Here is a 21,329-nt window from a genome sequence, read left to right on the forward strand (position 1 = left end):
TTGTAAAATCCTGGGAAATTAGCATTTAAGATCTTTCGAGGAAGAGAGTTGCACCATACTTCGATCTTAGCAATGTCTTCCACGCTGTACTTATCCATCCGATCTCCCTTAGGAATATAGCGTCTGATAAGCCCGTTATGCCGCTCTACGCTACCTTTATCACAGGATGTATAAGGGTGAGCATAGTACACAAGCGTCTTGGAAACTTGCTCAAGATTTGATAGATCCGCGAACTCGGAGCCGTTATCGGTTGTGATAGACTTAAAGATTCTGTTCCATTTGGATCCATAAAACTCGCGAAGCTTGTCAAATGCCTTCATGACGCTGGCTGAAGTCTTATCTTCAATCTTGATCATGAAGAAGCGACGTGTCTTTCGTTCACACAGAGTAAGCAGCACATCATCATCCTTGGTCTTGTGTCCAAGAACCAGGTCGCATTCCCAGTGTCCAAAGTCCTTACGGGTATCGATTCTAGGACTGCGTTCATCGATGCTTCGGCCCAGAATGCGCTTGTTTGCACGAGCACGACGAGCCTTGGTATTGCGCTTTACCTTTTCTGGGAGGTCGATGTTCTTGATGTCCATAAGGCCAAGGTCAACGTAGTTGTATAGAGTCTTGGTAGACACGACCTGATCCTTTGGGAAGATACCTTCGGCTAAAGCATAGCCAACGCAGGCATCAAGAGACCAGCCTCGCTTATGGAAGCAGTGGGAAACATAGTTGATGAACTTGCTTCGACGAAGGAACAAGCTCTTACGGCCGCATTCGCGTCTATGGCGCTCGTAAGTCATTTGTCCCTTGACAGCTTTGTATCGTTTCACATTGCCAGTATAAAGGGATACAGTGCCTCTTTTGAGCTCATATCCGATTGTACTTGGCGAGCAGTTAAGCTCTCTAGCAATGGCACGGTTTGAGCAGCCAATAGAATGCATCACTTGAATTGTAATTCGATCATCCTTTGAAAGGTGCTTTCCCTTTTGGTGTAGTTTAGTGTTAGAATATGAATGATCCATTTTAACCTCTCTAGAAATGTTTTGTGGTAATTCATATTCTACCAGAAGGTTGAAATGGATTTTTTGTGCTCCGATCCAGTAAAAACGATTTTCACTTACTGGATCGGAACAGTGTTCAATTTGATTTTACAATCGGCGAAAAGATTTTATTTTTTGCAAATATGCAAATTTGATTGAAAAAAGCTTAAAATGATAATACTATTAGCGCAACAATAAAAAATCAATTTTATTGTTGTGTCAGATCTAGTTCTTTGAAAAGAGATGAGCGTAATGAGCAAGTTCGTAGAAGTTAAGAGAAACTTGAACAACGATAAGTACACTGTTTGGACTGTATTTTAGCAGTAAGAAACTGCAGCAATTAAAGCTGCAGTTTTTGTTTTATGGAGGACGAGATATGTATAAAAGACCACGAATTAAGGAGATATATCCGGTATATCGCTTAGACCAAGAGCACTTTAGAATCGGTGCACAAATTGGAATTACTAAAGAATTTTATGATCCTACAGAACAATTATGGAATCTAGCCACTATATTAGATGGTCGTTCTTTGAAGGATGTATTGGATGAAGAGAGAAGACGGTTTCCTGACTTAGAATTGTCAGATGACTACATACTTGATGGGATTAATCTGCTAGATCAAGAAGGCTTTTTGGAAGAAACTGATTTAAAGGAAGAAGAATGCCTTAACGCACGGTATATGCCAAATGTTAGATATTTTAGTCATTATATCAACTCTACTAATGATAGATTCCATGTTCAGAAAAAAATACAGGAATCTACGATTTTGTTGCTCGGACTTGGTGGAGGTGGTACAAATATATTAACGTTGCTAGCTGGATTAGGTCCTAGAAAAATTAAAATTATTGATTATGATATGGTTGAAGAAGAAAATCTAGGTAGGCAATTCCTTTATAGTGAAGCAGATATTGGTTTGATGAAGACAGATGTAGCACGAAGGGCAATCAATCAGATTAATTCTCAAATTGAAGTTGAGGTACATAATCTTAAGATAAAAGAGCCGGAAGATTTACAGAAATATTTGGAGTCTGTAGATATGGTAATTAGTGCTATTGATGAGCCTCAGTTCGAGATAGTTAGAGTTGTTAACGAGGCAATTGTTAAAGCTAATATACCTTGTGTTTTCGCAGGTACCCAAGTGAACCATGGGCGTGTATTTACTATTATTCCAGGAATTACAGGATGCTTTGATTGCCTTAATATTCACTATACTTTGACGGATAAACAATTTTTGAAACAATTTATTGGATCGGCTAAAAGCGGCTTTAGACCAAAGTCAATTGCTTACGGGCCAGCAATATACCAATTAACATCCGTTGTTGTAGATGAAGCTGTTAGAGTATTGACGGGATATGCTAAACCAAGGAGCCTATCTACACAATTAGAAATTGACTATGAAAACTTCAGTTCCTTTGCGCATAAGCCATGGCCTAGATATCCTGATAAGTGTCCTACATGTGGGAATGGAAAAGTTGAGGATTGGGAAGTCTTTAAATATTATGGTTTATTCAAGTAAAGGGATGAATACGAATGAAAGTGTATCTGAAAAACTCAGGGTATCGAGCCTTAATTAACTCAACAGTTTTAAGCGGAATTGGAGATAGTCTGTATAATATTGTTTTTATCATTTATGCGGCAAGTGTCCCCAATAAATCACTAGCAGTATCGTTAGCTTCGTTTGCGACCTTACTGCCGTCTCTTTTATCTGTAGTAACTGGCAGCCTGGCTGATCAGACCCATCATAAAGCTAAAAGCGTAATTATCGTTAGAATGATTCAAGCAGCTCTCTTTGTGCTGTTAGCTGGTTTAATTAAGCTACCACAGTCATTCCCTTTATTTCTATTCTTACTATTAATTAATATCGTGTCAGATACAATTGGCAGTTACGCTAACGGTTTAACTTTGCCCTTTTTGCCAAGACTGCTGCCTGAGGATGAGTTAAATGCTGCTTTTGGCTTAGAAACTGCAGCCACGACCACGGTGCAGATTATCTTTCAAGGTCTTGGTGCTGCGCTGATTGTTGCCATGGCTTACAATTACTCTGCCTTTGCTTGGATTAATGCGGCTACTTTTTGCTTAGCAATTTTACCCTTAAAATTAACCTGGCCAAGGTTAATTAAAGCTGAAAAAGAGATTCCATTATCACAAAAGCCAGATCAATCTTTATTGAGCAATATTGCTGATGCCTGGCTTGAATTGAAAAAACATAGTTTTATTTTGTTGACTATTGCCTTAGCAGTAATAATCAATTTCCTCGGTGCCTCAATGAATGGGCTGATTAATGTCGCCTTGTTAGGTGAACGCACTATGTGGCTTGGCAATTATGGGAATACAGTAGCCTTATTAGACATTATTTTGTCAGTTGGAACCATTTTGGGAAGTCTTTTAATGAATGATTTCTTGAAAAATAGTCGTTTACTAACGTTGCTTTTATTGGCTGGAGCTTCGTTAGCAGCTTTAGGAGTGTCGTTTATCTGGCACCAAGCTTTAATCTTAGCTGCAGTAAGCCTTTTTGCAGCGGGCTACATAGCTGGTAAAGTCAACCCCCGAATCAGTGCCTTAATGGTTAGAGAAATTCCTAACGAGAAAATTGCTGCCGTTTCTGGATTTATGCAGATGTCGGTCTTGATAGGAGCCCCTGTGGGTCAGGCACTCTTTCTTAGTATTGCAAATATGCAAACGCCTCAAGTAAGTTGGATACTGTTTACCATCTTAGCAACGCTTTTTATCGTGCTCTGTGCATTGCTGACTCAAAACAAAAAATTAGTTATGAACGAGAGATAAAGAGAATACTTCTATGCAAAAAAGCATCGAGCATGAGCTCGATGCTTTTTTACTATCTAGTTTAATTAAACGTTCAAGATCAAGAAGTAGATGATGAAGATCACGCATAAGATCCACATCATTGGTGAAACTTCCTTACCGCGCTTAGCAGCAGTCATGGAGATCGGGTAAACGATCAGCCCCAGGGCCATCCCGTCAGCGATGGAGTAGGTCAAGCCCATGCCAATCACGATCAAGAAGGCTGGAACAGCGATTTCCAGCTTGTCCCAGGAGATCTTGGCCAGGTTGGCGGCCATCAAAACGCCGACGATGATCAAGGCTGGAGCAGTAACTGTAGTCGTTACCACGCTCAAAAGCGGGCTGAAGAACATGGACAAAAGGAAGAAGATGCCAACCCAAACGGCAGTCAAACCAGACCGGCCGCCGGCAGCGATCCCGGATGAAGATTCAACGTAGGTGCCAACCGGTGAAGTACCGATGATGGAACCAGCCATCATGGCCGTTGAGTCAGCCGCCATGGCCTTGCCGATTCTTGGCATCTTGCCGTCCTTGTCAATCAGTCCAGCCTGGTTAGCCAGACCGATCAAGGTACCAGTGGTGTCAAAGAAGGCCACCAAGAGGAAGGTTAAAACGACCGTCCACATCTGCACCGTGTTGATGTCGCCCAGGTGGAAGATAGCTTGGCCGAAGCTTGGCTTCAAGCTTGGCGCCAAAGAAACGACTGAAGTCGGCATCTTGCTTTGGCCAACCAGGATGCTGAAGATTGAAGACAGGACGATCCCGATGAAGATCGCGCCTGGCACCTGCCGGATCATCAAGAAGATGGTTACCAGCAGACCGAAGATGGTTACCCAGGCAGCTGGGTCCTTGAAGGAACCGATAGTTACCAAAGTAGAAGCGCTGTTGACAACCAGCTTGCCGTTTTGCAGGCCCAGGAAGGCGATGAAGATCCCGATCCCGGCGGAAATGGCAAATTTCAAGTCGTTAGGGATGCTGTCAACGATCAGTTCCCGCAGCTTGAAGACCGTAATCAAAATGAAGATGATTGAGGCCAGGAAAACAGCGGCCAGGGCAGTCTGCCACTTCACCTTCATGCCGATGGAGACAGTGTAGGCGAAGAAGGCGTTAAGACCCAAAGACGGGGCAGTAGCGATCGGGTAGTTGGCAAAAATACCCATGATAAGACAGCCGAGCGCGCTGGCCAGGGCAGTTGCCGTGAAGACCGCGCCCTTGTCCATCCCGCTGGCGCCCAAGACGCTAGGGTTGACGAAAAGGATGTAGCACATCGCGAAGAAGGTCGTCAGACCAGCGATGAACTCCCGCTTAGGGTTTGAACCGAGTTTGTCGAGCTCGAAATACTTGTTAATAAATTCCATTTGATCCTCCAGTAGGTAATGTTCGGAATTTCCTCCAATAGAAGGGGATGTTTCTACCTTAACATGGAATTAACCGGATGTAAATACGAATTATAATTTTGCTAGTGATCATAAAGTGTGTTTCCATTATTTTTAGCCGCTAAAAAGCGCTTGAGCATGGCAACTCAAGCGCTTTCCTTTTAACTTTTTCACTTGTTTTAAAAGAATCTAAACTCAGCTTAGATATTCAAAACCTTGTTCAAGAAGTTCTTGGTTTCTTCTTCCTGCGGGTGGTCGAAGATTTCTTCCGGCGTCCCCAGTTCCTTGATCACGCCGCCGTAGAAGAAGGCAACCTTGTCAGCCACCTGCTTGGCGAAGCCCATTTCGTGGGTTACCACGATCATGGTCATCCCTTCCTGGGCCAGTTTCTTCATAACGTTCAAAACGTCGCCGACCATTTCCGGGTCCAGGGCACTGGTCGGTTCGTCAAAGAGCATGACATCCGGCTTCATGGCCAGGGCCCGGGCGATGGCTACCCGCTGCTGCTGGCCGCCGGACAGGGTGGTCGGCTTGACGTCGGCCTTGTCATCCATGTTGACCATCTGCAGGTACTTGTGGGCTTCCTTGATGGCCGTTTCCTTGTCTTCCTTGCCCAGTTCGACCGGAGCCAGGGTGATGTTTTCTAGGACGGTCATGTTCGGGAAGAGGTTGAAGTGCTGGAAGACCATGCCGATCTTTTCCCGCATCTTGTTGATGTCGACCTTTGGGTCAGCCAGGTCAACGCCATCCAAGTAGATGTGGCCGTCTTGGAAGTCTTCCAGCTTGTTGATGCAGCGCAGGAAGGTACTCTTGCCTGAACCAGACGGACCGATGATGCAGACGACTTCGCTTGGCGCGACGTCCAGGCTAGCGCCCTTGATGACTTCATGAACGCCGTCATAGCTCTTGTGCAGGTCAGTTACCTGAACCTTGTATTTTTCTTCCATGGGAAAAGCCTCCTTTTAACTAATGTTGCATCTTCTTTTGAATGTAGTTGGACAGCCAGGTAAGCAGGGTGATGATGATCAGGTATATTACGGCGATGATCAGCCACATCTTGAAGCCCTGAAAGTTTTGGGCGATCAAGTTGGCACCAGTTTGCGTCAAGTCCATGACCCCGATGGCGGAAAGGATGGACGTGTCCTTAAGAGTGATGATGAACTGGTTGACCAGGGATGGAATCATCAGCTTGAAGCCTTGCGGGGCAACAACCTTCCACAGGGCTTTGTAGTAAGGCAGACCCAGGGACCGGGCCGCTTCCCACTGACCCACGTCAACTGATTCGAAGCCCCCGCGGACGATGGCCCCGATGTAGGCCCCTTCGTCCAGCATCAAAGTCAGGATGCCGGCGGTAAAGAGGGGCAGCTTGTGGCCCAGCAAGGTTGGCATGCCGATGTAAATAAAGAAGGCCAAAACCATCATTGGAATCCCACGGAAGATGTAGATGATTACGTTGGCCAGGCCATGCCAGAATTTGTGTTCAGCGATCCCCATGATCCCGAGGATTAAACCGAAGACCAGGGCGGCCAGGATGCCGACGATTGAGAGTTCGATGGTCATCCACAGACCTTGCAGAAGAGCGCCGGCGTTGTCCTTGATTAAGCCCAAAATTGAAGTATCAGCTACGACTTGGCTCTTAACAGCCTTCTTGCTGGTGTACTTGTTGACGATCTTCTTTAAGCGGCCAGTCTTCTTCAGCCAGGCCAGACCGTCGTTGAACATCTTGAGGAGTTCCTGGTTTTCCCCCTTCTTAACTGCAAAAGCCAGAGGGGCGTTGGCAACCTGCTTGCCGACGATGCGCAGGCCGGTCCCGTTGGCAATCCCGTAGCGCAGGGACGGACCATCGTCGAAGCAGGCGTCAGCGTTGCCGGCCTTGACGTCAGCCCAGGAAGTGTTGGAGTTGGTGTAGTACTTCAGCTTGAAGCCGTACTTCTTTTGGATGGACTTGGCATAGATAGCAGAAGTAGTCCCGGTCTTAACGTTAACCGTCTTGCCCTTGAGGTCCTTCATGCTGGTGATCTTGCTGTCCTTGGCCACGGCCAGGCAGACCCCGTCAGTGTAGTAGGAGTTGCTGAAGTCGATGGTCTTTTTTCTTTCTTCAGTCACGCTCATGCCGGCGATCATCCCGTCGATCTGGCCAGACTGCAGGGCCTGGACGTCGGCGTTGAAGGACATGATCTTCAGCTCGTACTTGAAGTTTTCGTGCTTGGCGATTTCCCGGAGGATTTCGATGTCAATCCCCGGGTTCTTGCCATTGTAGGTACCATCCTTGTCTTGGATTTCAAAGGGCTTGAAAGTCTGGTCGGTACCGATGATGTAAGTCTTCTTGCTAGCAGCCTGGGCCTTGGGCGCCGTTAAGAACAGCGCGGCGATGAGCAGGCTGACTGGCAGCAGGAGAAGTTTGCGAAGTTTCTTTAAATGCATGTTATCTTTTCACCCTTTTTCATAAATAGTTTCTTCCGCTAGAAAAGCAGATCGTCAATATTGTATCACGTTTTTTAGAAACGGTTTATTTTATACAGCTTATCTTTGGATAAAAGCAACCGGTACCAATTTTCTTTTTAAAGTGAAACCCCATAAAGAATTAAAAAAATCGTTCTACAAGGCTGAAAGCTAACTAAACAAAGAATTTAGCCTAAATAAAAGAGCCCCCGTCAGGGGAGCTTCTTAAGATGAAAATTCGATTGATTCGGTGGCAATTTCACCGGCCTGCCAGTTCTTTGGCAGCTTGCCCACTTGCTTGAGCTTCTGGGTGATCTGGTCCAGGACTTCAGTCCGGTCGCTTTCGCTGGCCATGAAGTCGTAGTGGTCGCCGTCGATCATCATCTTTGGTGAGTAGTCGTAGTCGTCGTACCACTTCTCATAGTAGCGGAGCATCCGCTTGTAGTAGTCTTCCAGGGTCGGGTCGAAGCTGAGCTGCTCGTAAGACCGGCCCCGCTTCTGGATCCGTCTGATCATTGTTTCATAGGAAACATTGATGTGAACCAGGAGGTCAGGATGGCGCTTAGGCATCCGCTCCAGTTCCTTCATCATGCTTTCCAGCAGCTCGTCGTAGGTCTGGACTTCCAGGTCATTGGCCCGGCCGATGTCGGCGTTCATATGGAAGAAAAGAGAATCTTCATAGATGGACCGGTCCAGGACGTTGTTGTCGTCGCTGAGGGCTTTTTTAATGCTGTGGAAGCGCGTGTTCAAGAAGAAGAGCTGCAGCAGGTAGGTGTACTTGAGGGGGTCCTTGTAGAAAAGCGGGAGGACAGGGTTGTCATCGACGCTTTCGTAGAAAGGCTTGGTCCCCAGATATTTGGAAAGAATTGCGGTTAGGCTGGATTTACCGGCCCCAACGGGCCCACTTAATACAATAACGGTCATCACGTTCCTTCTAACAACTAACTATAAATTACCGATTTCGCGCAGCTTGTTGTCGATGATGTCCAGAACCAGGTCCTGGTCATCGATGTTGTCGACAAAGTCGTACTTGTCACCATCGATCATCATCTTTGGTGAAACGTCATATTGTTCATACCAGGGCTCGTAGTAGTGCAGGAGGTTCTGGTAGTATTCCTTCAGGCCTGGATCGGAGTCGAGCTGTTCGAACTCCCGGCCCCGCTTGCCGATCCGCTTGAGCATGGTGTCAAGGGAGACGTGGATGTAGATCAGGAGGTCCGGCTTCTTGCGCGGATTGCCTGGCACGTCTTCCATCATGTTGTCCATCAGGTCGTGGTAGATCTGATATTCAGTTGGGTCAGCAACCCCGTTATCGACGTTCATGTTGAAGAAGAGCAAGTCTTCGTAGATGGACCGGTCTAAAACGTCGTTGTGGTTGCCGGCGGCGGCGTTGATTTCAGCCAGCCGCTTGTTCAAGAAGTAGGTGTTCAAGAGGAAGGTGTACCGTTTCATGTCTTTGTAGTACAAAGGCAGAACCGGATTGTTGTTGACCTCTTCGTAATATGCTGTTGAGCCAAGGTGCTTGGCGAGGATACTGGTTAAACTGGATTTGCCGGCTCCAATTGGGCCACTTAAGACAATAACGGTGATCACACTCTTTCTATTCATACTATACTAGATCTACGTTGCTCTAATAGTTTATTGCAAGATATAGTGCCTTAGCAAGCTTTTTGTCCAAAAAGATTTTTTATATGATAGAGGAATAATTTGCCTGGAGGAGGGGATGGTGTTTCACGTGGAACAATAGCCTAAAAGAACCCTACTAGATTAGGAATCCAGTCATCCATGTGGTGATTTCGGAAAACATAAACTAAAATGATCTGCCTTCTGTTGAGGCAGATCATTTTGCGTATGCTGTTTAGCGGCCTTTTTTAGAGTAGTTGATCAGATACTTGGCCAAAGCAATTAGGCCGAAGACTGCCAAAATGACTACGATGACCGTCATGATTGTAAACCAAGGCATTTTAATCACTCCCAATGTTAAATCTGATGTAAATCCATAATATATGTTACATATTATATAATCATTGTTTTTTGCTTTTTGTAACCGCTTTCCAAAACTTTAGCAAAAAACAGGAGTATCTTCTTACTGAGAAGATGCTCCTGTTTTACTTCTTATTTAAGCAAGCTCGCAGCTGCCTGGTCGGCAATCACCGTAACGTTCGGGTGCTTTTGCAGGACGCTGGCCGGGACATCCGTAGTCACTGGCCCTTCAACCATGGCCTTAATAGCCTTAGCCTTGCTTTCCCCCTTGGCCAAAAGGATGATCTCCTTAGCCGCCATGATATTGGCAATCCCCATGCAGATGGCGCTCTTTGGCACTTCATCAATGCTGTCGAAGAAGCGGGCGTTGGCCTTGATCGTACTTTCCGTCAAAGCAACTTCATGAGTCACGCTGTCAAACGGCGTCCCCGGTTCATTGAAGGCGATGTGCCCGTTCTGCCCGATCCCTAAGACCTGCAAGTCTACCGGGTTCTCTGCCAAAACCTGATTGTAGCGGCCGCACTCTGCCTGGATGTCCTTTGCCTGGCCGTCTGGCAGGTAAGAGCGCTTGAATGGCTTGTACTGGAAGAGATGCTGGTTCATGAAGTAGTGGTAGCTCTGCGGGTTTTCCGGGCTGAGACCAACGTATTCATCCAAGTTGACACTGGTCATTTGACTGAAGTCGAGCTGGCTGGCCACAATCTCCTGGTAGAGCTCAACTGGTGAAGACCCAGTTGCCAAGCCCAAGGTCTTAGCCCCTTCGTCAACCGCCTTTGCCAAAAGGTCAAAGGCCTGCTTGCCTAATTCACTGGCGTTTTTCACAACGATAATTTTCATGATGATCACGACTCCTCGATTTTTTACTCACCCATATTGGTATAGTCCATTCTAGTTCCGTAAGGATTTTTTGTCAAGGTATAGACCAATAAATCTTGGTAAAATCTGAGCGCTTTTTTCCAAAAAATGGCCGCCCTTGTACTATGCTTAGAAGTAAGAAAAAATAGAAAGAATAAAGCAAAACAGAAAAATAGGAAATAAATGAAGGCAAGAGCATGAAATACATGACCGTCAAAGGGGAAAAACTGAGCCAGCTGGGCCTGGGCACCTGGAACATGGGGGAAAATGCCGAAAAGCGGGATGCAGAAATCGAGGCTATAAGATGCGGCTTGGCATCCGGCGTCAACGTGATCGACACTGCTGAAATGTACGGGGAAGGGCGGGCTGAAAGCCTGGTTGGCGAAGCCATCAAGGACCTGGACCGGAGCCAGCTTTTCCTTATCTCCAAGTTCTACCCCTGGCATGCCAGTCCTGATGACCAGAAAAAAAGCCTGGCCGCCAGCTTAAAGCGGCTGCGGACAGACTATCTGGACTTGTATCTTTTGCACTGGAAGAGCGATTATCCTTTAGCAGAAACCGTCAAGGGCCTGCAGGATTTGCAAGCTGCCGGCCTGATCCGCCACTGGGGCGTCTCCAACTTTGACACGGCTGATATGCAGGAGCTGGTAGATATCGCCGGGGAAGGGGCCGTTTTTGCCAATGAAGACCTCTACAATCTCGACAAGCGGGGCGTTGAATATGACCTCCTGCCTTGGCAAAAGCAGCACGGCATTGCTTTTATTGGCTATTCGCCCTTTAACTCAGGCAACGGGCAATCTATTCCCGTTAAAGCCAGCTTAAAGCAGATCGCTGACAAGCGGGGCGTGTCCGTCCACCAAGTCATGCTGGCCTGGACCATGCGGACCGGGCAGGTATTGACCATTCCCAAAGCCAGTTCAGTTGACCACATGCGGGCCAACCTGGCGGCTGCTGACCTGGTTTTGACCGCCGGTGAACTGGCCGCCTTGGATCGGGATTACCTGCCACCGAAGAGCAAGCAACCTTTGGAGAACATTTAATTTTCAGCTGATTTCCACGAAGGTCTTGTAGTAGTCGTAGACCTTGCCGTCTTCTTCCCCGCAGTCCAAGTCCAAAAAGCGGCTGATGATCCAGCTGCTGCAGGCCGATCGTCATGGAGTTGTTGTACATCATGCTGAAGCCGGTCATGAACATGACGTGGAAGATCACGATCAAGGCAATGGAGAGCTTTTGGGCAAAAATGATGTAGAGCAAAATGCCGGCCATGGCCAGGAAGCTGCCGATTAAGAAGAGCTTCTTGAAGCCCTGGCTGTCCAAGAGCCGGCCCATTACCGGCCCGAAGAAGGCTGACAAAAGGCTGCCCAGGAGCAGCAGCATCCCGCTGGTCAAGGCACTGGTCTTCAGACCCAGTTGCGCCAGGTTAGGGATGACGAAGGTCAGGCTGATCTGGATGAACTGCAGGAAAGTGTAGATGAGCAGACCCAGGTTAAAGCTGGTATTTTTCAAAACGGAAATATTGATGATGTGGGCCTTGCCTTCCTGCTTGGCCAGCTTGAAGAAGATGACAAAGGAAATGACCGTGACCAAAAGCCCGCCCCAAACCAGCGGACTGGCAAAGCCGGAGCTTAAGTTGTTAACGGCCAGGGTCAAGGCAACCAGGGCCAGGACGATCAAGAGGTACTCGCTGAAGTTGAAGTGGTCTCGGTGGGCTTTATTGTCGCTCATGAAGCGGGCCGCGATGATGCAGAAGACAATGGTAATCGGCAGGGTAAAGATAAAGTTGAACCGCCAGTTAAGAGCTGCCAGGCAGATCCCCCCGTAGGTCGGCCCAAGTGACGGGGCCAGGGCGACGATCATGCCCGCTGTCCCGACGAAAGAACCCTGCTTGACCCGGGGCAGCAGCATGACCGGCAAGGTATTGGACAGCATGCAGATCACCCCGCCGATGACTGAGGCCGTGCCCGCCGCGATGATCAAGCTCTTGAACTTGAAGCTGCGCTGCAGGTAGGCAGCCAGGACGATCGTCAAGGTAACGGCCAGCAGGTAGGCCGTGGTAATCCACTGCACGTTGTTCAAAGACTGGTTGAAGACCTTCATCAGGGTTGGGAAGGTCCGTTCATTGACGTTTCGACCAAAACCCCGCTGCAGGCCACGCCCGCGGTCCCGATGATCGACCAGATCACGGAAGGGGCGACTTTTTCATGAGCTTCCATTAAATTCAAACCTTCAATAAAAAAACTCCAATTCAGCGAATCCGGGCCCGGAAAGGGTCTTTGGATTCAGCCAGAATTGGAGTCATACTTTAATATTTCAGTGAACCAAGCTCCACAAAGCTTGCTTTAAAAACTTGTCATTAATTTACTTTAGCATTTTTTAGAAAAAATGTCAGTAAAAAACATGGCCAAAGCCCTGTTTTCTTTATTTCGACTTGATGTAGTTTTGCCCGTCGGCAGCTGGCCCGACAGTCTTGCCGAAGAAGACCACCAGAACGATGATCGTCAAGACGTAAGGCGCGATCTGCAGGTAAACGGATGGCAGGCTGGAAATGCCTGGAATCTGGTCCCCGATGATACTCAAGCTTTGCGCGAAGCCAAAGAAGAGGGAGGACAGCATAGCGCCGATTGGGTTGTAGCGGCCGAAGATCATGGCCGCCAGGGCCATGAAACCTTGCCCGGCAATAGTGGAAACTGAGAAGTTCCCGGCAATTGCTTCAGCGAAGACGGCCCCGCCGATCCCGCCGAGGAAACCGGAGATCAAGACGCCGGCGTAACGCATCTTGTAGACGTTGATCCCCAAAGTGTCGGCAGCTTGCGGGTTTTCACCGCTGGACCGCAGGCGCAGGCCAAAGCGGGTCTTGTATAGTACCCAGTAGAGGAAGATGGACAAGACGATGGCCACCCAGGCAGGAGCTGAAGTGTTCTTGAAGAAGATCGGCCCAATAACCGGGATGTTGGCCAGGCCAGGGAAGGAGAAGTAGCCGAAGTTTTGGTTGATGTTTTCGGTCTGCCCCTTGTTGTAGATGGCCTTGACCAGGAAGACGGCCAATGGCGGCGCCATCAAGTTCAAGACCGTCCCGGAAATAACGTGGTCAGCCCGCCAGTTGACCGTGGCAACGGCGTGCAGCAGGGAGAAGATGATCCCGACAATCCCGCCCAAGAGGGCACCCAGCCATGGAGTAGCGGTGCCGAAGGTTGAGGCGAAGCTCAGGTTGAAGACGATGGAGGTGAAGGCCCCCATGGTCATGATCCCTTCCAAACCGACGTTGACGATCCCTGAGTTTTCACTGAAGGTCCCGCCCAAAGCGGTGAAAATCAAGGGAGCTGAATAAACTAATGTTGATGAAACGATTAAGGCTAATACAGTCACGAAGTTCATTATGCTTCCCCTCCTTTTTGCTGGTCATTGGCGGCTTGCCGGCCGGCGGTTTCCGCCGTGGCAATATAGGTCGCAGTCTTGTCAGACTTCTTTTCCTTGAAAAGGAGGCCGACAGCCCAGCTGATGGCTACGAAGAAGATAATGGCAGCGATGACGATAGAAACGATTTCAAATGGAATCCCGGCTGCCGTCTGCATCCCCAGGCCACCGATCTTCAAGATAGAGAAGAGCAGGGAAGCCAGCAGGATGCCGATGGCGCTCATGCCGCCCAAAAGGGCAACGGACATGCCGTCCCAGCCGATGTCCAGGGTAGTCGTTTGGGTGAAGTAGTTCTGGTAAGTCCCCAGACCTTGTACGACCCCGCCCAGGCCACAGAAGGCACCTGACAGGAGCATGGAGATGATGATGTTCTTCTTGTCGCTCATGCCGGCGTAACGGCTGGCGAATGGGTTCAAACCAACCGCCTTGATTTCAAAGCCGACCGTGGTCTTCTTCATCAAGAACCAGAAGATGACCAGGGCAATGATGGCCAGGAAGATACCACCGCTGATCCGGGAGCCGCCGAACATTTCGCTCAGCCACGGAATCCGCAGGCTGCCGCTAGCCCCGATGGTCTTGGTAGTGTCGGTGTCAACGCGGAGGCTCTTGTTCATGACGTCCTGGTGCAGGTATTGGCAAAGGTAGAGGACGATGTAGTTAAGCATGATGGTTGAGATAACTTCGTTAGTTCCGAAGTAGGCCCGCAGCCAGCCGGCAATCCCGGCAACCAAGGCACCGGCCAGGCTGCCGGCGATGATTTCAAATGGCAAGAGGATGTAGACGGGCAGGCCCTTGAAGGCCAGGCCGATCCAGATGGCGGTCAGCCAGCCGGCTTGCGCCTGGCCCGGCAGACCGATGTTGAAGAAGCCAGCGGCTGAAGAGATCTGGAAGCCGATGGCGATAAAGATCAACGGGGTGGCGTTACGGATGGTTTCCCCGATCCCGTTGGCTGAGCCCAGGGCACTTTCAAACATTGAGCTGTAGGCCTGGAATGGGTCATAGCTCCAGACCAGCATGATGATGGCCCCGACTAAAAAGCCGGCAATAACAGAAACGATCGGCACTAAAAGCCGCTTGGCCTTAGGGCTCACCTTAATCATTAGCGGCAGCCTCCTTCTTGGTATTCTTCCCGGTCATAAGCAAACCGAGTTCAGTTTCACTAGTCTGGTCAGGCTTGACTTCACCTGATTCGGCCCCGTCGTGCAGGACGACAATTCGGTCAGACAGCTGCAAGATTTCGTCAAGTTCGTAGGACACAAGGAGCACGGCCTTGCCGGCGTCTCTTTGCTTCAGCAGCTGGCTGTGGATGTATTCGATGGCTCCGACGTCCAAGCCCCGGGTTGGCTGGAAGGCAATGATCAAGTCAGCGTCCCGGTCAAGTTCCCGGGCGATGATGGCCTTTTGCTGGTTACCACCGGACAGGTCGCTGGCTGGCAATTGTTCGCTGGTCGTGCGGACGTCGAACTTCTTGATCAGTTCCCGGGCGTGTTCCCGGATGGTCTGTTCGTTCATGATCCCGTGCTTGGAGTAAGGCTCCTTGTAGTAGGTCTGGCTGGCAATGTTTTCAGACAAAGGCAGTTGCAGGATCAAGCCGTACTTTTGCCGGTCGGCAGGGATGTGGCCGACGCCGGCTTCCGTGATTTGGCGGACTGGCTTGTTGGTCAAATCCTGGCCGTTGATGACGACTTGGCCGCCTTCAACATGGCGCAGGCCAGTGATGGCTTCGACCAGTTCGTCCTGGCCGTTGCCGTCGATCCCGGCCAGACCAAGGATTTCCCCGCCGCGGATATTGAAGGAGAGACCCTTGACTGCTTCGGTCCCCCGGTCTTCATTGACGTGCAGGTCCTTGACTTCCAGGATATTTTTGCCTAGATTGATGGGAGCCTTGTCCAGCTTAAAGTTAACATGGTGGCCAACCATCATTTCGGCCAATTGTTCGTCATTTGCATCGGCAACGCTAACGGTTTGGATGGACTTACCAGCCCGGATGACAGTGACCCGGTCGGCGCTTTCCTTGATTTCCTTCAGCTTGTGGGTGATCAAGATGATGGACTTGCCTTCCTTGGCCAGGTTCTTCATGATCTTGATGAATTCAGTGATTTCCTGCGGCGTCAAAACGGCAGTTGGTTCGTCGAAGATCAAGATGTCGGCCCCGCGGTAAAGGACCTTCAGGATTTCAACTCTTTGCTGCTGAGCGACGGTGATGTCGGAAATCTTAGCGTCAGGGTCGATGGACAGGCCGTATTGCTTGGACAGGGCTAGGATCTTTTCTCTGGCGGTCTTGAAGTCCAGGGCCAGGCCCTTGGTGGTTTCGTGGCCTAAGATGATGTTTTCCAGGACAGTGAAGGCCTGGGCCAGCATAAAGTGCTGGTGCACCATCCCGATCCCCAGGCTGGTAGCGACGTTTGGGCCGGAGATGTTGACTTTCTCGCCCCGCACGTAGATTTCGCCAGAGGTTGGTTCGAGCAGGCCAGAAAGAATACTCATTAAAGTAGACTTGCCGGCGCCGTTTTCGCCAAGAAGCGCCAGGATTTCGCCCTTGCGGAGCGTGAGGTTGATATCGTTGTTGGCTTTAAAACCGTTAAAGTCTTTCACGATATGGCGCATCTCAATGATGTTTTTGATCTCTTTTTCCATATGACAAAACTTTCTGTAATTACTTTTACAAAAAAACACCCCCTAATATTGCGGAGTGTTTCAGATTGACCACTATATATTGTGCTACTTACTTGGAGCAGTTGCAACTTTAATTTTACCAGCCAGGATTTGCTTGCGGGCAGCTTGCACTGCCTTCCAAGTCTTGGCATCAAGGTTCCCCTTAGTGACAGAGACGCCATCGTGAGCTAAGCCGTAGGAAATTACCTTACCGCCAGGGAATTTGCCCTTGTAGGCTTTGTCAGCGATGTCCTTGCATGCGAAACGCAGCCCCTTTAATACGGAGGTCAGCGTGAAGTTGGCCTTCTTACCGTCTTTTGAAGTGTAGTTACCCAGGTTTGCCTGGTCAACGTCAACACCGATGACCCAGACCTTCTTGGCAGCCGTGGTTGCCTTGTTGCGGGTCTTGGCTTCGGTGAAGACACCGTTACCGGCGTTGCCGGCAGCTTGGTAGATGATGTCAGCGCCGTCAGTGTACATTGACTGGGCGATTGACTTGGCCTTGTCGGTTGAGGTGAAGTTGCCGATGTATTGGTCGTAAACGGTGATCTTATTGCCTAAGGCCTTGGCACCATCCTTGACACCTTGCTTGAAGCCGGCTTCGAAGAGGTCCAGGACGCTGGACTTGGCTCCGCCGATGAAGCCGACCTTGTTAGTCTTGGTGGTGTAGGCAGCAGCCAGACCGCCAAGGTAGGAAGCTTCGTTGCTCTTGAAGGTAACTGAAGCAACGTTCTTGCGGCCAGTGATAACTGAGTCGATCAAGACGAAGTTCTTCTTAGGGTACTTCTTGGATGCGGCTTTAACTGAGTCAGTCAGCATGTAGCCGACACCGTAGATGGTTTGGTAGCCGGCTTGGGCAGCTTGAGTCAGGTTAGGGGTGAAGTCAGCAGCAGATGATGATTCAAAGTACTGGTAACCGCCCTTGCCTTGCTTGAGGCCGTGTTCCTTGCCGTAGTCCTTGAAACCAGACCAAGCGGCTTGGTTGAAGGAGTGGTCGTCAACACCGTTACCGTCAGTGATCAAGGCGATACCGTGCTTGGTGTCCTTGTTGACGGAAGTGTTAGACTTCTTGCCGGAGCAGGCAGTCAATACAGCAGCGATTGACAGGGTGGCTGCCCCAGCGGCAACCAATTTCTTGTAATTAAAGCGCATAGCGAGATTACTTCTTTCTTTTTCTTCTTTTCTTTTTTCATAGACGAACGATTATGTATTAAAGATAGCATTCAGTTTTGGAAAAAGCAAGAGAACAGATAGGCGAATATTCGCTTTTTTGAACGAATTTGGAGAAAAATTTTTTCAGCGGCTAAGAAAACGGTTAATTCACGAACAAAGCGGCAACTTTGTATAGACCAGTTCCCGGACTGGGAAGTTTAAGGCAGTTGTGATACAATTAGTAGTAGATTAGAGAATCAGGAAAGTTAGCTAATCTAGGGCAGCCGTGAGGCTGCCTTTTTTGTTGCAAGTTTAAGAAAAGGCACCCATCAAATGATGAGTGCCTTTGTGTTCTTGGCAAAATTAACGAATCAGGAAAGTTAGTTAATTAGTTTTTACCAGGAAATTTCGTAGAGATTGTTGTACTTAGTGGCGGATACGTACTGTTGCTTATCATCATCATATTTTTTGTAGTGGTAAGCAACGGTAAGATAGACATGGTCTTCGCTGATAACTTGTAAGCCTTCGACTTCAGAATGATAGCCCTTGTGGTCGATCTTGCCCCAATCACTCAAGTTGACGCTGATCCATTGATCCGCAAAGGAGCGCTTGTTGGCTGGAATCTTGATGATCTGCTTGTGGTGAGTTGTAAATTCACCGGTATCAGAATTAATATCTGGAGCTTTTTGACTAGAGATATAGATGTTGCCGTAATCATCCATATCAAAACCTTGGTAGGAATTGATTAAGCTGCTTAAGTTAGGGTAGTAGAACGACTCAAGATAGGCGATGTTACCCATATTGACGTAGTTATCACCATTTCTAAGTGAGGCAACTTGGTCCAAAGCCTTGTTAATTGTACTTAGAGAGTAGATTGTGAAGTAGCCGTTGCCAGAAGCATCAATGGTTGCTAAGAGAAACTTTTGATGGTTTGGTGATACAGCAGTTTCTGCTCTGACAAAATTCTCCCCGGGATATGGATGACTGCCCGCACGGTTGAGGTAAGCCAAACGCGGAAAATCTAAATGACTGCTGTGGCTTCCTTTCTGCGCTTTGATATCAACACGGGCAATTTGCTTGTCCCATTTATTATCATGAATATCAGTTCTTTTGACGCCGATGAACCACTTGTTCGCGATACCGGCATATTCCCAGGTTTGTGTGTGTCCTGCTGCATCACCGCTTAAGTGCAGGATTTGATCCTTTATGTTGCCAGCTTTTCCACGAACAACGTACGTATCTTTTTGAACGTTTTTCAGGTAAAGACAGTAAATGTAAGTTGAGCCAACATTACCCTTCTGGATAGCGCGGCCTGGATCTGGCTTCAGTTCAATCGTCTTCTTGAGCGAAATGCTTGTGGTTTCTTTAAACTTAACCATAAAAATTAGTCCTCCTATTATAAATTTGTACATTGGCTTTTGCCAAGTACACTGTAAGTTTAGCACAAAAGTTTATATAAGGCAACATGTGTTCGCAAAAAACGAAAACAAGTCACAGTATCGTGACTTGCTATTTTCAGATTAGTTATTGGCTTTCTCTTGACATTTTATGAGTGGAGAAAGTTTTTATTTCTTTTTCTTAGTATCGGTATAGTAATCTTCGAGTCTGTTAATATCTACTAAGTTAATCCGATAATTCGGATTACTTCCTTCTTCTGGATCTGAATAGAAAGTGTAGAGCTCCTTAGTTCTTAAAGCAGCAACATCGACATATGTTCCCGTAGTGCCGTGGCCTGTTCCTTTTAACTGAGCATAGACTGGCTGATCGGCGTCCATAAAGTAAATGCCATCACTGTCAGTAAATTGCCGTAGACCATCGATTACTACGTATTTACCTGCTTTACATTTTTTTGTCAGATTTTTTATTTTCTTGGTTTTACTGTCAAATGTAAAAGGATAGCCGGACATCGTAATCATGGCTTTTTCACCATTTGAATATTGGGGCAGATCGTTGATCAAAGAGACGTTTCTTGCTTTGATGTAGGCGCCATAGCCGATGTAGTAGAAATAATGTCCGTTGATCTTCTTATATGGCAGCCAATATTTTTTACCAACGAAGCCATAATTGTATTTAGTAGCGTGGTATTTGGTGAATAAGGTGAAGTAGCGAACGTCTTTGTCTGTCCGTTCAATTCTATTTCTGGTTGTGTAGACATAACTGTCTTCCTTCAGGTAACCGAGGGGGCCATAAAGTCCGTTAAACCAGGGCATCCGGTTGCCATAACGGTCATAGACATAGCTGTTGCAGTTTAACTTCAGAACGACTTGCCGTTTGATATATTTGGGCGTGTATTTTGATGAACTTGCTGCTGAAACTGTGTTTGGAGTTGCTGCTAAAGCCGTAAAACTTAGTAGGGCAGCTAAAGCAAACAGTGTGTTACGTAGTCTTTTGAGCATGGTTATCACCTCTTTTTGTAAAAGCGCTTTCTTAATAATAATTATAACGCTAAGGCGAAGAAAACAAGTCACGATAAGGTGACTTGTTAGTATGGATCAGTCGTCTTGCTTACTCTTTTGCGTTTCAGCTTTCTTAGCTTTCTCAGCTTTTTTATACTTGCTTTCTTGCCAATTGATATCGAGTATGTTGATTCGATAGTTAGGATGGGTATCTTCTTCGATATCCCAAAAAAATATATCGCTATCTTTTTTTCGTAAATTGCCCAAAAGGATATACGTTCCTGTATAGCCATGACCGGTGTCTTTTAAACGCGCATAGTATGGTTGGTCGGCATCCCAGAAAGGAAATCCATCACTGTCAGTGAATTGCCTAAGGCCATCGACCATGACGTAATCACCGTATTTATATTTCTTTTTAAGATTAGTGATCTTCTTGGTTTTGCTGTTAAATTTAAATGCATATGTAGTTTCATCAATCATGGCTTTTTCGCCATTTGAATATTGAGAATGGTTGTTGATCTCTGAAACGTTTCTAGCTTTAATATAGGCTCCATGGCCAATGTAGTAAAAGTAGTGGCCATTGATTTTCTTATAAGGCAGCCAGTATTTTTTGTCAATTTCATAGGTATGATATTTTGTACTATGGAGGAAATAATAGCGGACATCTTTGTCTGTCCGTTCAACCTTTTTTCTGGTTGTGTAGACGTAAGTGCCCTTCTTTAGATAGCCGAGGGGACCATAAAGTCCGTTGAACCAAGGCATCCGGTTGCCATAGCGGTCATAGACATAGCTGTTGGAATTTAATTTCAGAACGACTTGGCCTTTTAGATAGGGCGTATCGTATGCGGCCTGCACAGTGTTTGCAATTAAAGCAGAAAAGCCTAGCAAAAAAGCTAAGGCAACCAGAGCGTTACGTAGTCTTTTGAGCATGATTATCACCTCTTTTGTAAAACGATTTCTTAATAGTGATTATAACGCAAGGGCGAAGGAAAAAATCACAGTATCGTGACTTGCTTTCTTCAGATTAGTTATTGGCTTTCTCCCTAACATTTTGTGAGAGGGGAAAGTTTTTATTTGTTTTTCTTAGTATCGGTATAGTAATCTTCGAGTCTGTTAATATCCAATAAGTTAATCCGATAATTCGGATTACTTCTTCCGTCTAGATCTGAATAGAAAGTGTAGAGCTCCTTAGCTCTTAAAGCAGCAACATCGACATATGTTCC

17 protein-coding genes and 1 pseudogene are annotated in these 21,329 nt (G+C 47.4%); 3 read left to right on the forward strand and 15 right to left on the reverse strand.

Annotation, left to right across the window (positions count from 1 at the left end):
* The coding region (locus HMPREF3168_RS06175) for an IS30 family transposase (protein WP_070489154.1) at positions 1-1,013 on the reverse strand (1,013 nt) is incomplete at its 3' end.
* Positions 1,014-1,407: 394 nt separating this feature from the next.
* Here HMPREF3168_RS06175 and HMPREF3168_RS06180 point away from each other — a divergent pair.
* Together HMPREF3168_RS06180 and HMPREF3168_RS06185 are read left to right on the forward strand one after the other, a co-directional pair.
* Positions 1,408-2,547, forward strand: a complete 1,140-nt coding sequence (locus HMPREF3168_RS06180) for a ThiF family adenylyltransferase (RefSeq protein WP_016396092.1) — start codon at positions 1,408-1,410, stop codon at positions 2,545-2,547.
* A gap of 14 nt (positions 2,548-2,561) precedes the next feature.
* Positions 2,562-3,815 carry an MFS transporter gene (locus HMPREF3168_RS06185; protein WP_016396093.1) on the forward strand — a complete coding sequence of 418 codons (1,254 nt, stop codon included), beginning with the start codon at positions 2,562-2,564 and terminating at the stop codon, positions 3,813-3,815.
* A 65-nt stretch (positions 3,816-3,880) separates the two neighbouring features.
* Here the strand turns inward: HMPREF3168_RS06185 and HMPREF3168_RS06190 are convergent, their stop codons facing one another.
* The 6 genes from HMPREF3168_RS06190 to nagB form a co-directional block, all read right to left on the reverse strand.
* Entirely contained in the window at positions 3,881-5,191 is a 1,311-nt protein-coding gene (locus HMPREF3168_RS06190; RefSeq protein WP_016396094.1) for an NCS2 family permease, read from the reverse strand.
* A gap of 218 nt (positions 5,192-5,409) precedes the next feature.
* Positions 5,410-6,156: an amino acid ABC transporter ATP-binding protein gene (locus HMPREF3168_RS06195; protein ID WP_003616418.1), complete on the reverse strand. Its 747-nt coding sequence runs from the start codon at positions 6,154-6,156 to the stop codon at positions 5,410-5,412.
* Between the two features lie 19 nt (positions 6,157-6,175).
* On the reverse strand, positions 6,176-7,633 hold the full coding sequence (locus tag HMPREF3168_RS06200; RefSeq protein ID WP_070489157.1) for an ABC transporter substrate-binding protein/permease: 1,458 nt from the start codon (positions 7,631-7,633) through the stop codon (positions 6,176-6,178).
* Positions 7,634-7,876: 243 nt separating this feature from the next.
* Positions 7,877-8,575: a deoxynucleoside kinase gene (locus HMPREF3168_RS06205; RefSeq protein ID WP_003611175.1), complete on the reverse strand. Its 699-nt coding sequence runs from the start codon at positions 8,573-8,575 to the stop codon at positions 7,877-7,879.
* Positions 8,576-8,596: 21 nt separating this feature from the next.
* Positions 8,597-9,244, reverse strand: coding sequence for a deoxynucleoside kinase (locus HMPREF3168_RS06210; protein ID WP_070489160.1), 648 nt, complete (start codon positions 9,242-9,244; stop codon positions 8,597-8,599).
* Between the two features lie 522 nt (positions 9,245-9,766).
* Positions 9,767-10,471, reverse strand: a complete 705-nt coding sequence (nagB, locus tag HMPREF3168_RS06215) for a glucosamine-6-phosphate deaminase (RefSeq protein WP_070489163.1) — start codon at positions 10,469-10,471, stop codon at positions 9,767-9,769.
* 215 nt (positions 10,472-10,686) lie between these two features.
* Between nagB and HMPREF3168_RS06220 the strand changes: the two genes are divergently transcribed.
* Positions 10,687-11,529, forward strand: a complete 843-nt coding sequence (locus HMPREF3168_RS06220; RefSeq protein WP_070489166.1) for an aldo/keto reductase — start codon at positions 10,687-10,689, stop codon at positions 11,527-11,529.
* A gap of 160 nt (positions 11,530-11,689) precedes the next feature.
* Here HMPREF3168_RS06220 and HMPREF3168_RS09870 read toward each other — a convergent pair.
* The 8 genes and pseudogenes from HMPREF3168_RS09870 to HMPREF3168_RS10730 all read right to left on the reverse strand — a co-directional run.
* Positions 11,690-12,586, reverse strand: a pseudogene (locus HMPREF3168_RS09870) (MFS transporter); the annotation flags it as partial.
* A gap of 321 nt (positions 12,587-12,907) precedes the next feature.
* Entirely contained in the window at positions 12,908-13,864 is a 957-nt protein-coding gene (locus tag HMPREF3168_RS06235; protein WP_003616436.1) for an ABC transporter permease, read from the reverse strand.
* Positions 13,864-15,003, reverse strand: coding sequence for an ABC transporter permease (locus tag HMPREF3168_RS06240; protein WP_003612341.1), 1,140 nt, complete (start codon positions 15,001-15,003; stop codon positions 13,864-13,866). Before HMPREF3168_RS06240 ends, HMPREF3168_RS06235 begins: the two co-directional genes overlap by 1 nt.
* Positions 14,996-16,540: an ABC transporter ATP-binding protein gene (locus tag HMPREF3168_RS06245; RefSeq protein ID WP_070489175.1), complete on the reverse strand. Its 1,545-nt coding sequence runs from the start codon at positions 16,538-16,540 to the stop codon at positions 14,996-14,998. Before HMPREF3168_RS06245 ends, HMPREF3168_RS06240 begins: the two co-directional genes overlap by 8 nt.
* Positions 16,541-16,624: 84 nt before the next feature.
* A complete protein-coding gene (locus tag HMPREF3168_RS06250; RefSeq protein WP_070489178.1) occupies positions 16,625-17,710 on the reverse strand; it encodes a BMP family lipoprotein in 1,086 nt (361 codons plus the stop codon).
* Positions 17,711-18,105: 395 nt separating this feature from the next.
* Positions 18,106-19,089, reverse strand: a complete 984-nt coding sequence (locus tag HMPREF3168_RS06255; protein WP_070489182.1) for a helveticin J family class III bacteriocin — start codon at positions 19,087-19,089, stop codon at positions 18,106-18,108.
* Between the two features lie 186 nt (positions 19,090-19,275).
* A complete protein-coding gene (locus HMPREF3168_RS06260; protein WP_246825693.1) occupies positions 19,276-20,106 on the reverse strand; it encodes a hypothetical protein in 831 nt (276 codons plus the stop codon).
* Positions 20,107-20,202: 96 nt separating this feature from the next.
* On the reverse strand, positions 20,203-21,036 hold the full coding sequence (locus tag HMPREF3168_RS10730; protein WP_246825694.1) for an SLAP domain-containing protein: 834 nt from the start codon (positions 21,034-21,036) through the stop codon (positions 20,203-20,205).
* Positions 21,037-21,329 lie beyond the last annotated feature (293 nt).

This window comes from Lactobacillus sp. HMSC08B12 (assembly GCF_001808415.1).
GTDB classification, from domain to species: Bacteria; Bacillota; Bacilli; order Lactobacillales; family Lactobacillaceae; genus Lactobacillus; species Lactobacillus delbrueckii.

What these genes read in the sequence shown, in the direction of transcription:
- HMPREF3168_RS06190 (WP_016396094.1), bottom strand. Translation starts at nt 5,191, where the DNA reads ATGGAATTTATTAACAAGTATTTCGAGCTCGACAAACTCGGTTCAAAC.
- HMPREF3168_RS06200 (WP_070489157.1), bottom strand. Translation starts at nt 7,633, where the DNA reads ATGCATTTAAAGAAACTTCGCAAACTTCTCCTGCTGCCAGTCAGCCTG.
- HMPREF3168_RS06180 (WP_016396092.1), top strand. Translation starts at nt 1,408, where the DNA reads ATGTATAAAAGACCACGAATTAAGGAGATATATCCGGTATATCGCTTA.
- HMPREF3168_RS06205 (WP_003611175.1), bottom strand. Translation starts at nt 8,575, where the DNA reads ATGACCGTTATTGTATTAAGTGGGCCCGTTGGGGCCGGTAAATCCAGC.
- HMPREF3168_RS06185 (WP_016396093.1), top strand. Translation starts at nt 2,562, where the DNA reads ATGAAAGTGTATCTGAAAAACTCAGGGTATCGAGCCTTAATTAACTCA.
- HMPREF3168_RS06245 (WP_070489175.1), bottom strand. Translation starts at nt 16,540, where the DNA reads ATGGAAAAAGAGATCAAAAACATCATTGAGATGCGCCATATCGTGAAA.
- HMPREF3168_RS06240 (WP_003612341.1), bottom strand. Translation starts at nt 15,003, where the DNA reads ATGATTAAGGTGAGCCCTAAGGCCAAGCGGCTTTTAGTGCCGATCGTT.
- HMPREF3168_RS06255 (WP_070489182.1), bottom strand. Translation starts at nt 19,089, where the DNA reads ATGGTTAAGTTTAAAGAAACCACAAGCATTTCGCTCAAGAAGACGATT.
- HMPREF3168_RS06235 (WP_003616436.1), bottom strand. Translation starts at nt 13,864, where the DNA reads ATGAACTTCGTGACTGTATTAGCCTTAATCGTTTCATCAACATTAGTT.
- nagB (WP_070489163.1), bottom strand. Translation starts at nt 10,471, where the DNA reads ATGAAAATTATCGTTGTGAAAAACGCCAGTGAATTAGGCAAGCAGGCC.
- HMPREF3168_RS06250 (WP_070489178.1), bottom strand. Translation starts at nt 17,710, where the DNA reads ATGCGCTTTAATTACAAGAAATTGGTTGCCGCTGGGGCAGCCACCCTG.
- HMPREF3168_RS06220 (WP_070489166.1), top strand. Translation starts at nt 10,687, where the DNA reads ATGAAATACATGACCGTCAAAGGGGAAAAACTGAGCCAGCTGGGCCTG.
- HMPREF3168_RS06260 (WP_246825693.1), bottom strand. Translation starts at nt 20,106, where the DNA reads ATGCTCAAAAGACTACGTAACACACTGTTTGCTTTAGCTGCCCTACTA.
- HMPREF3168_RS06195 (WP_003616418.1), bottom strand. Translation starts at nt 6,156, where the DNA reads ATGGAAGAAAAATACAAGGTTCAGGTAACTGACCTGCACAAGAGCTAT.
- HMPREF3168_RS10730 (WP_246825694.1), bottom strand. Translation starts at nt 21,036, where the DNA reads ATGCTCAAAAGACTACGTAACGCTCTGGTTGCCTTAGCTTTTTTGCTA.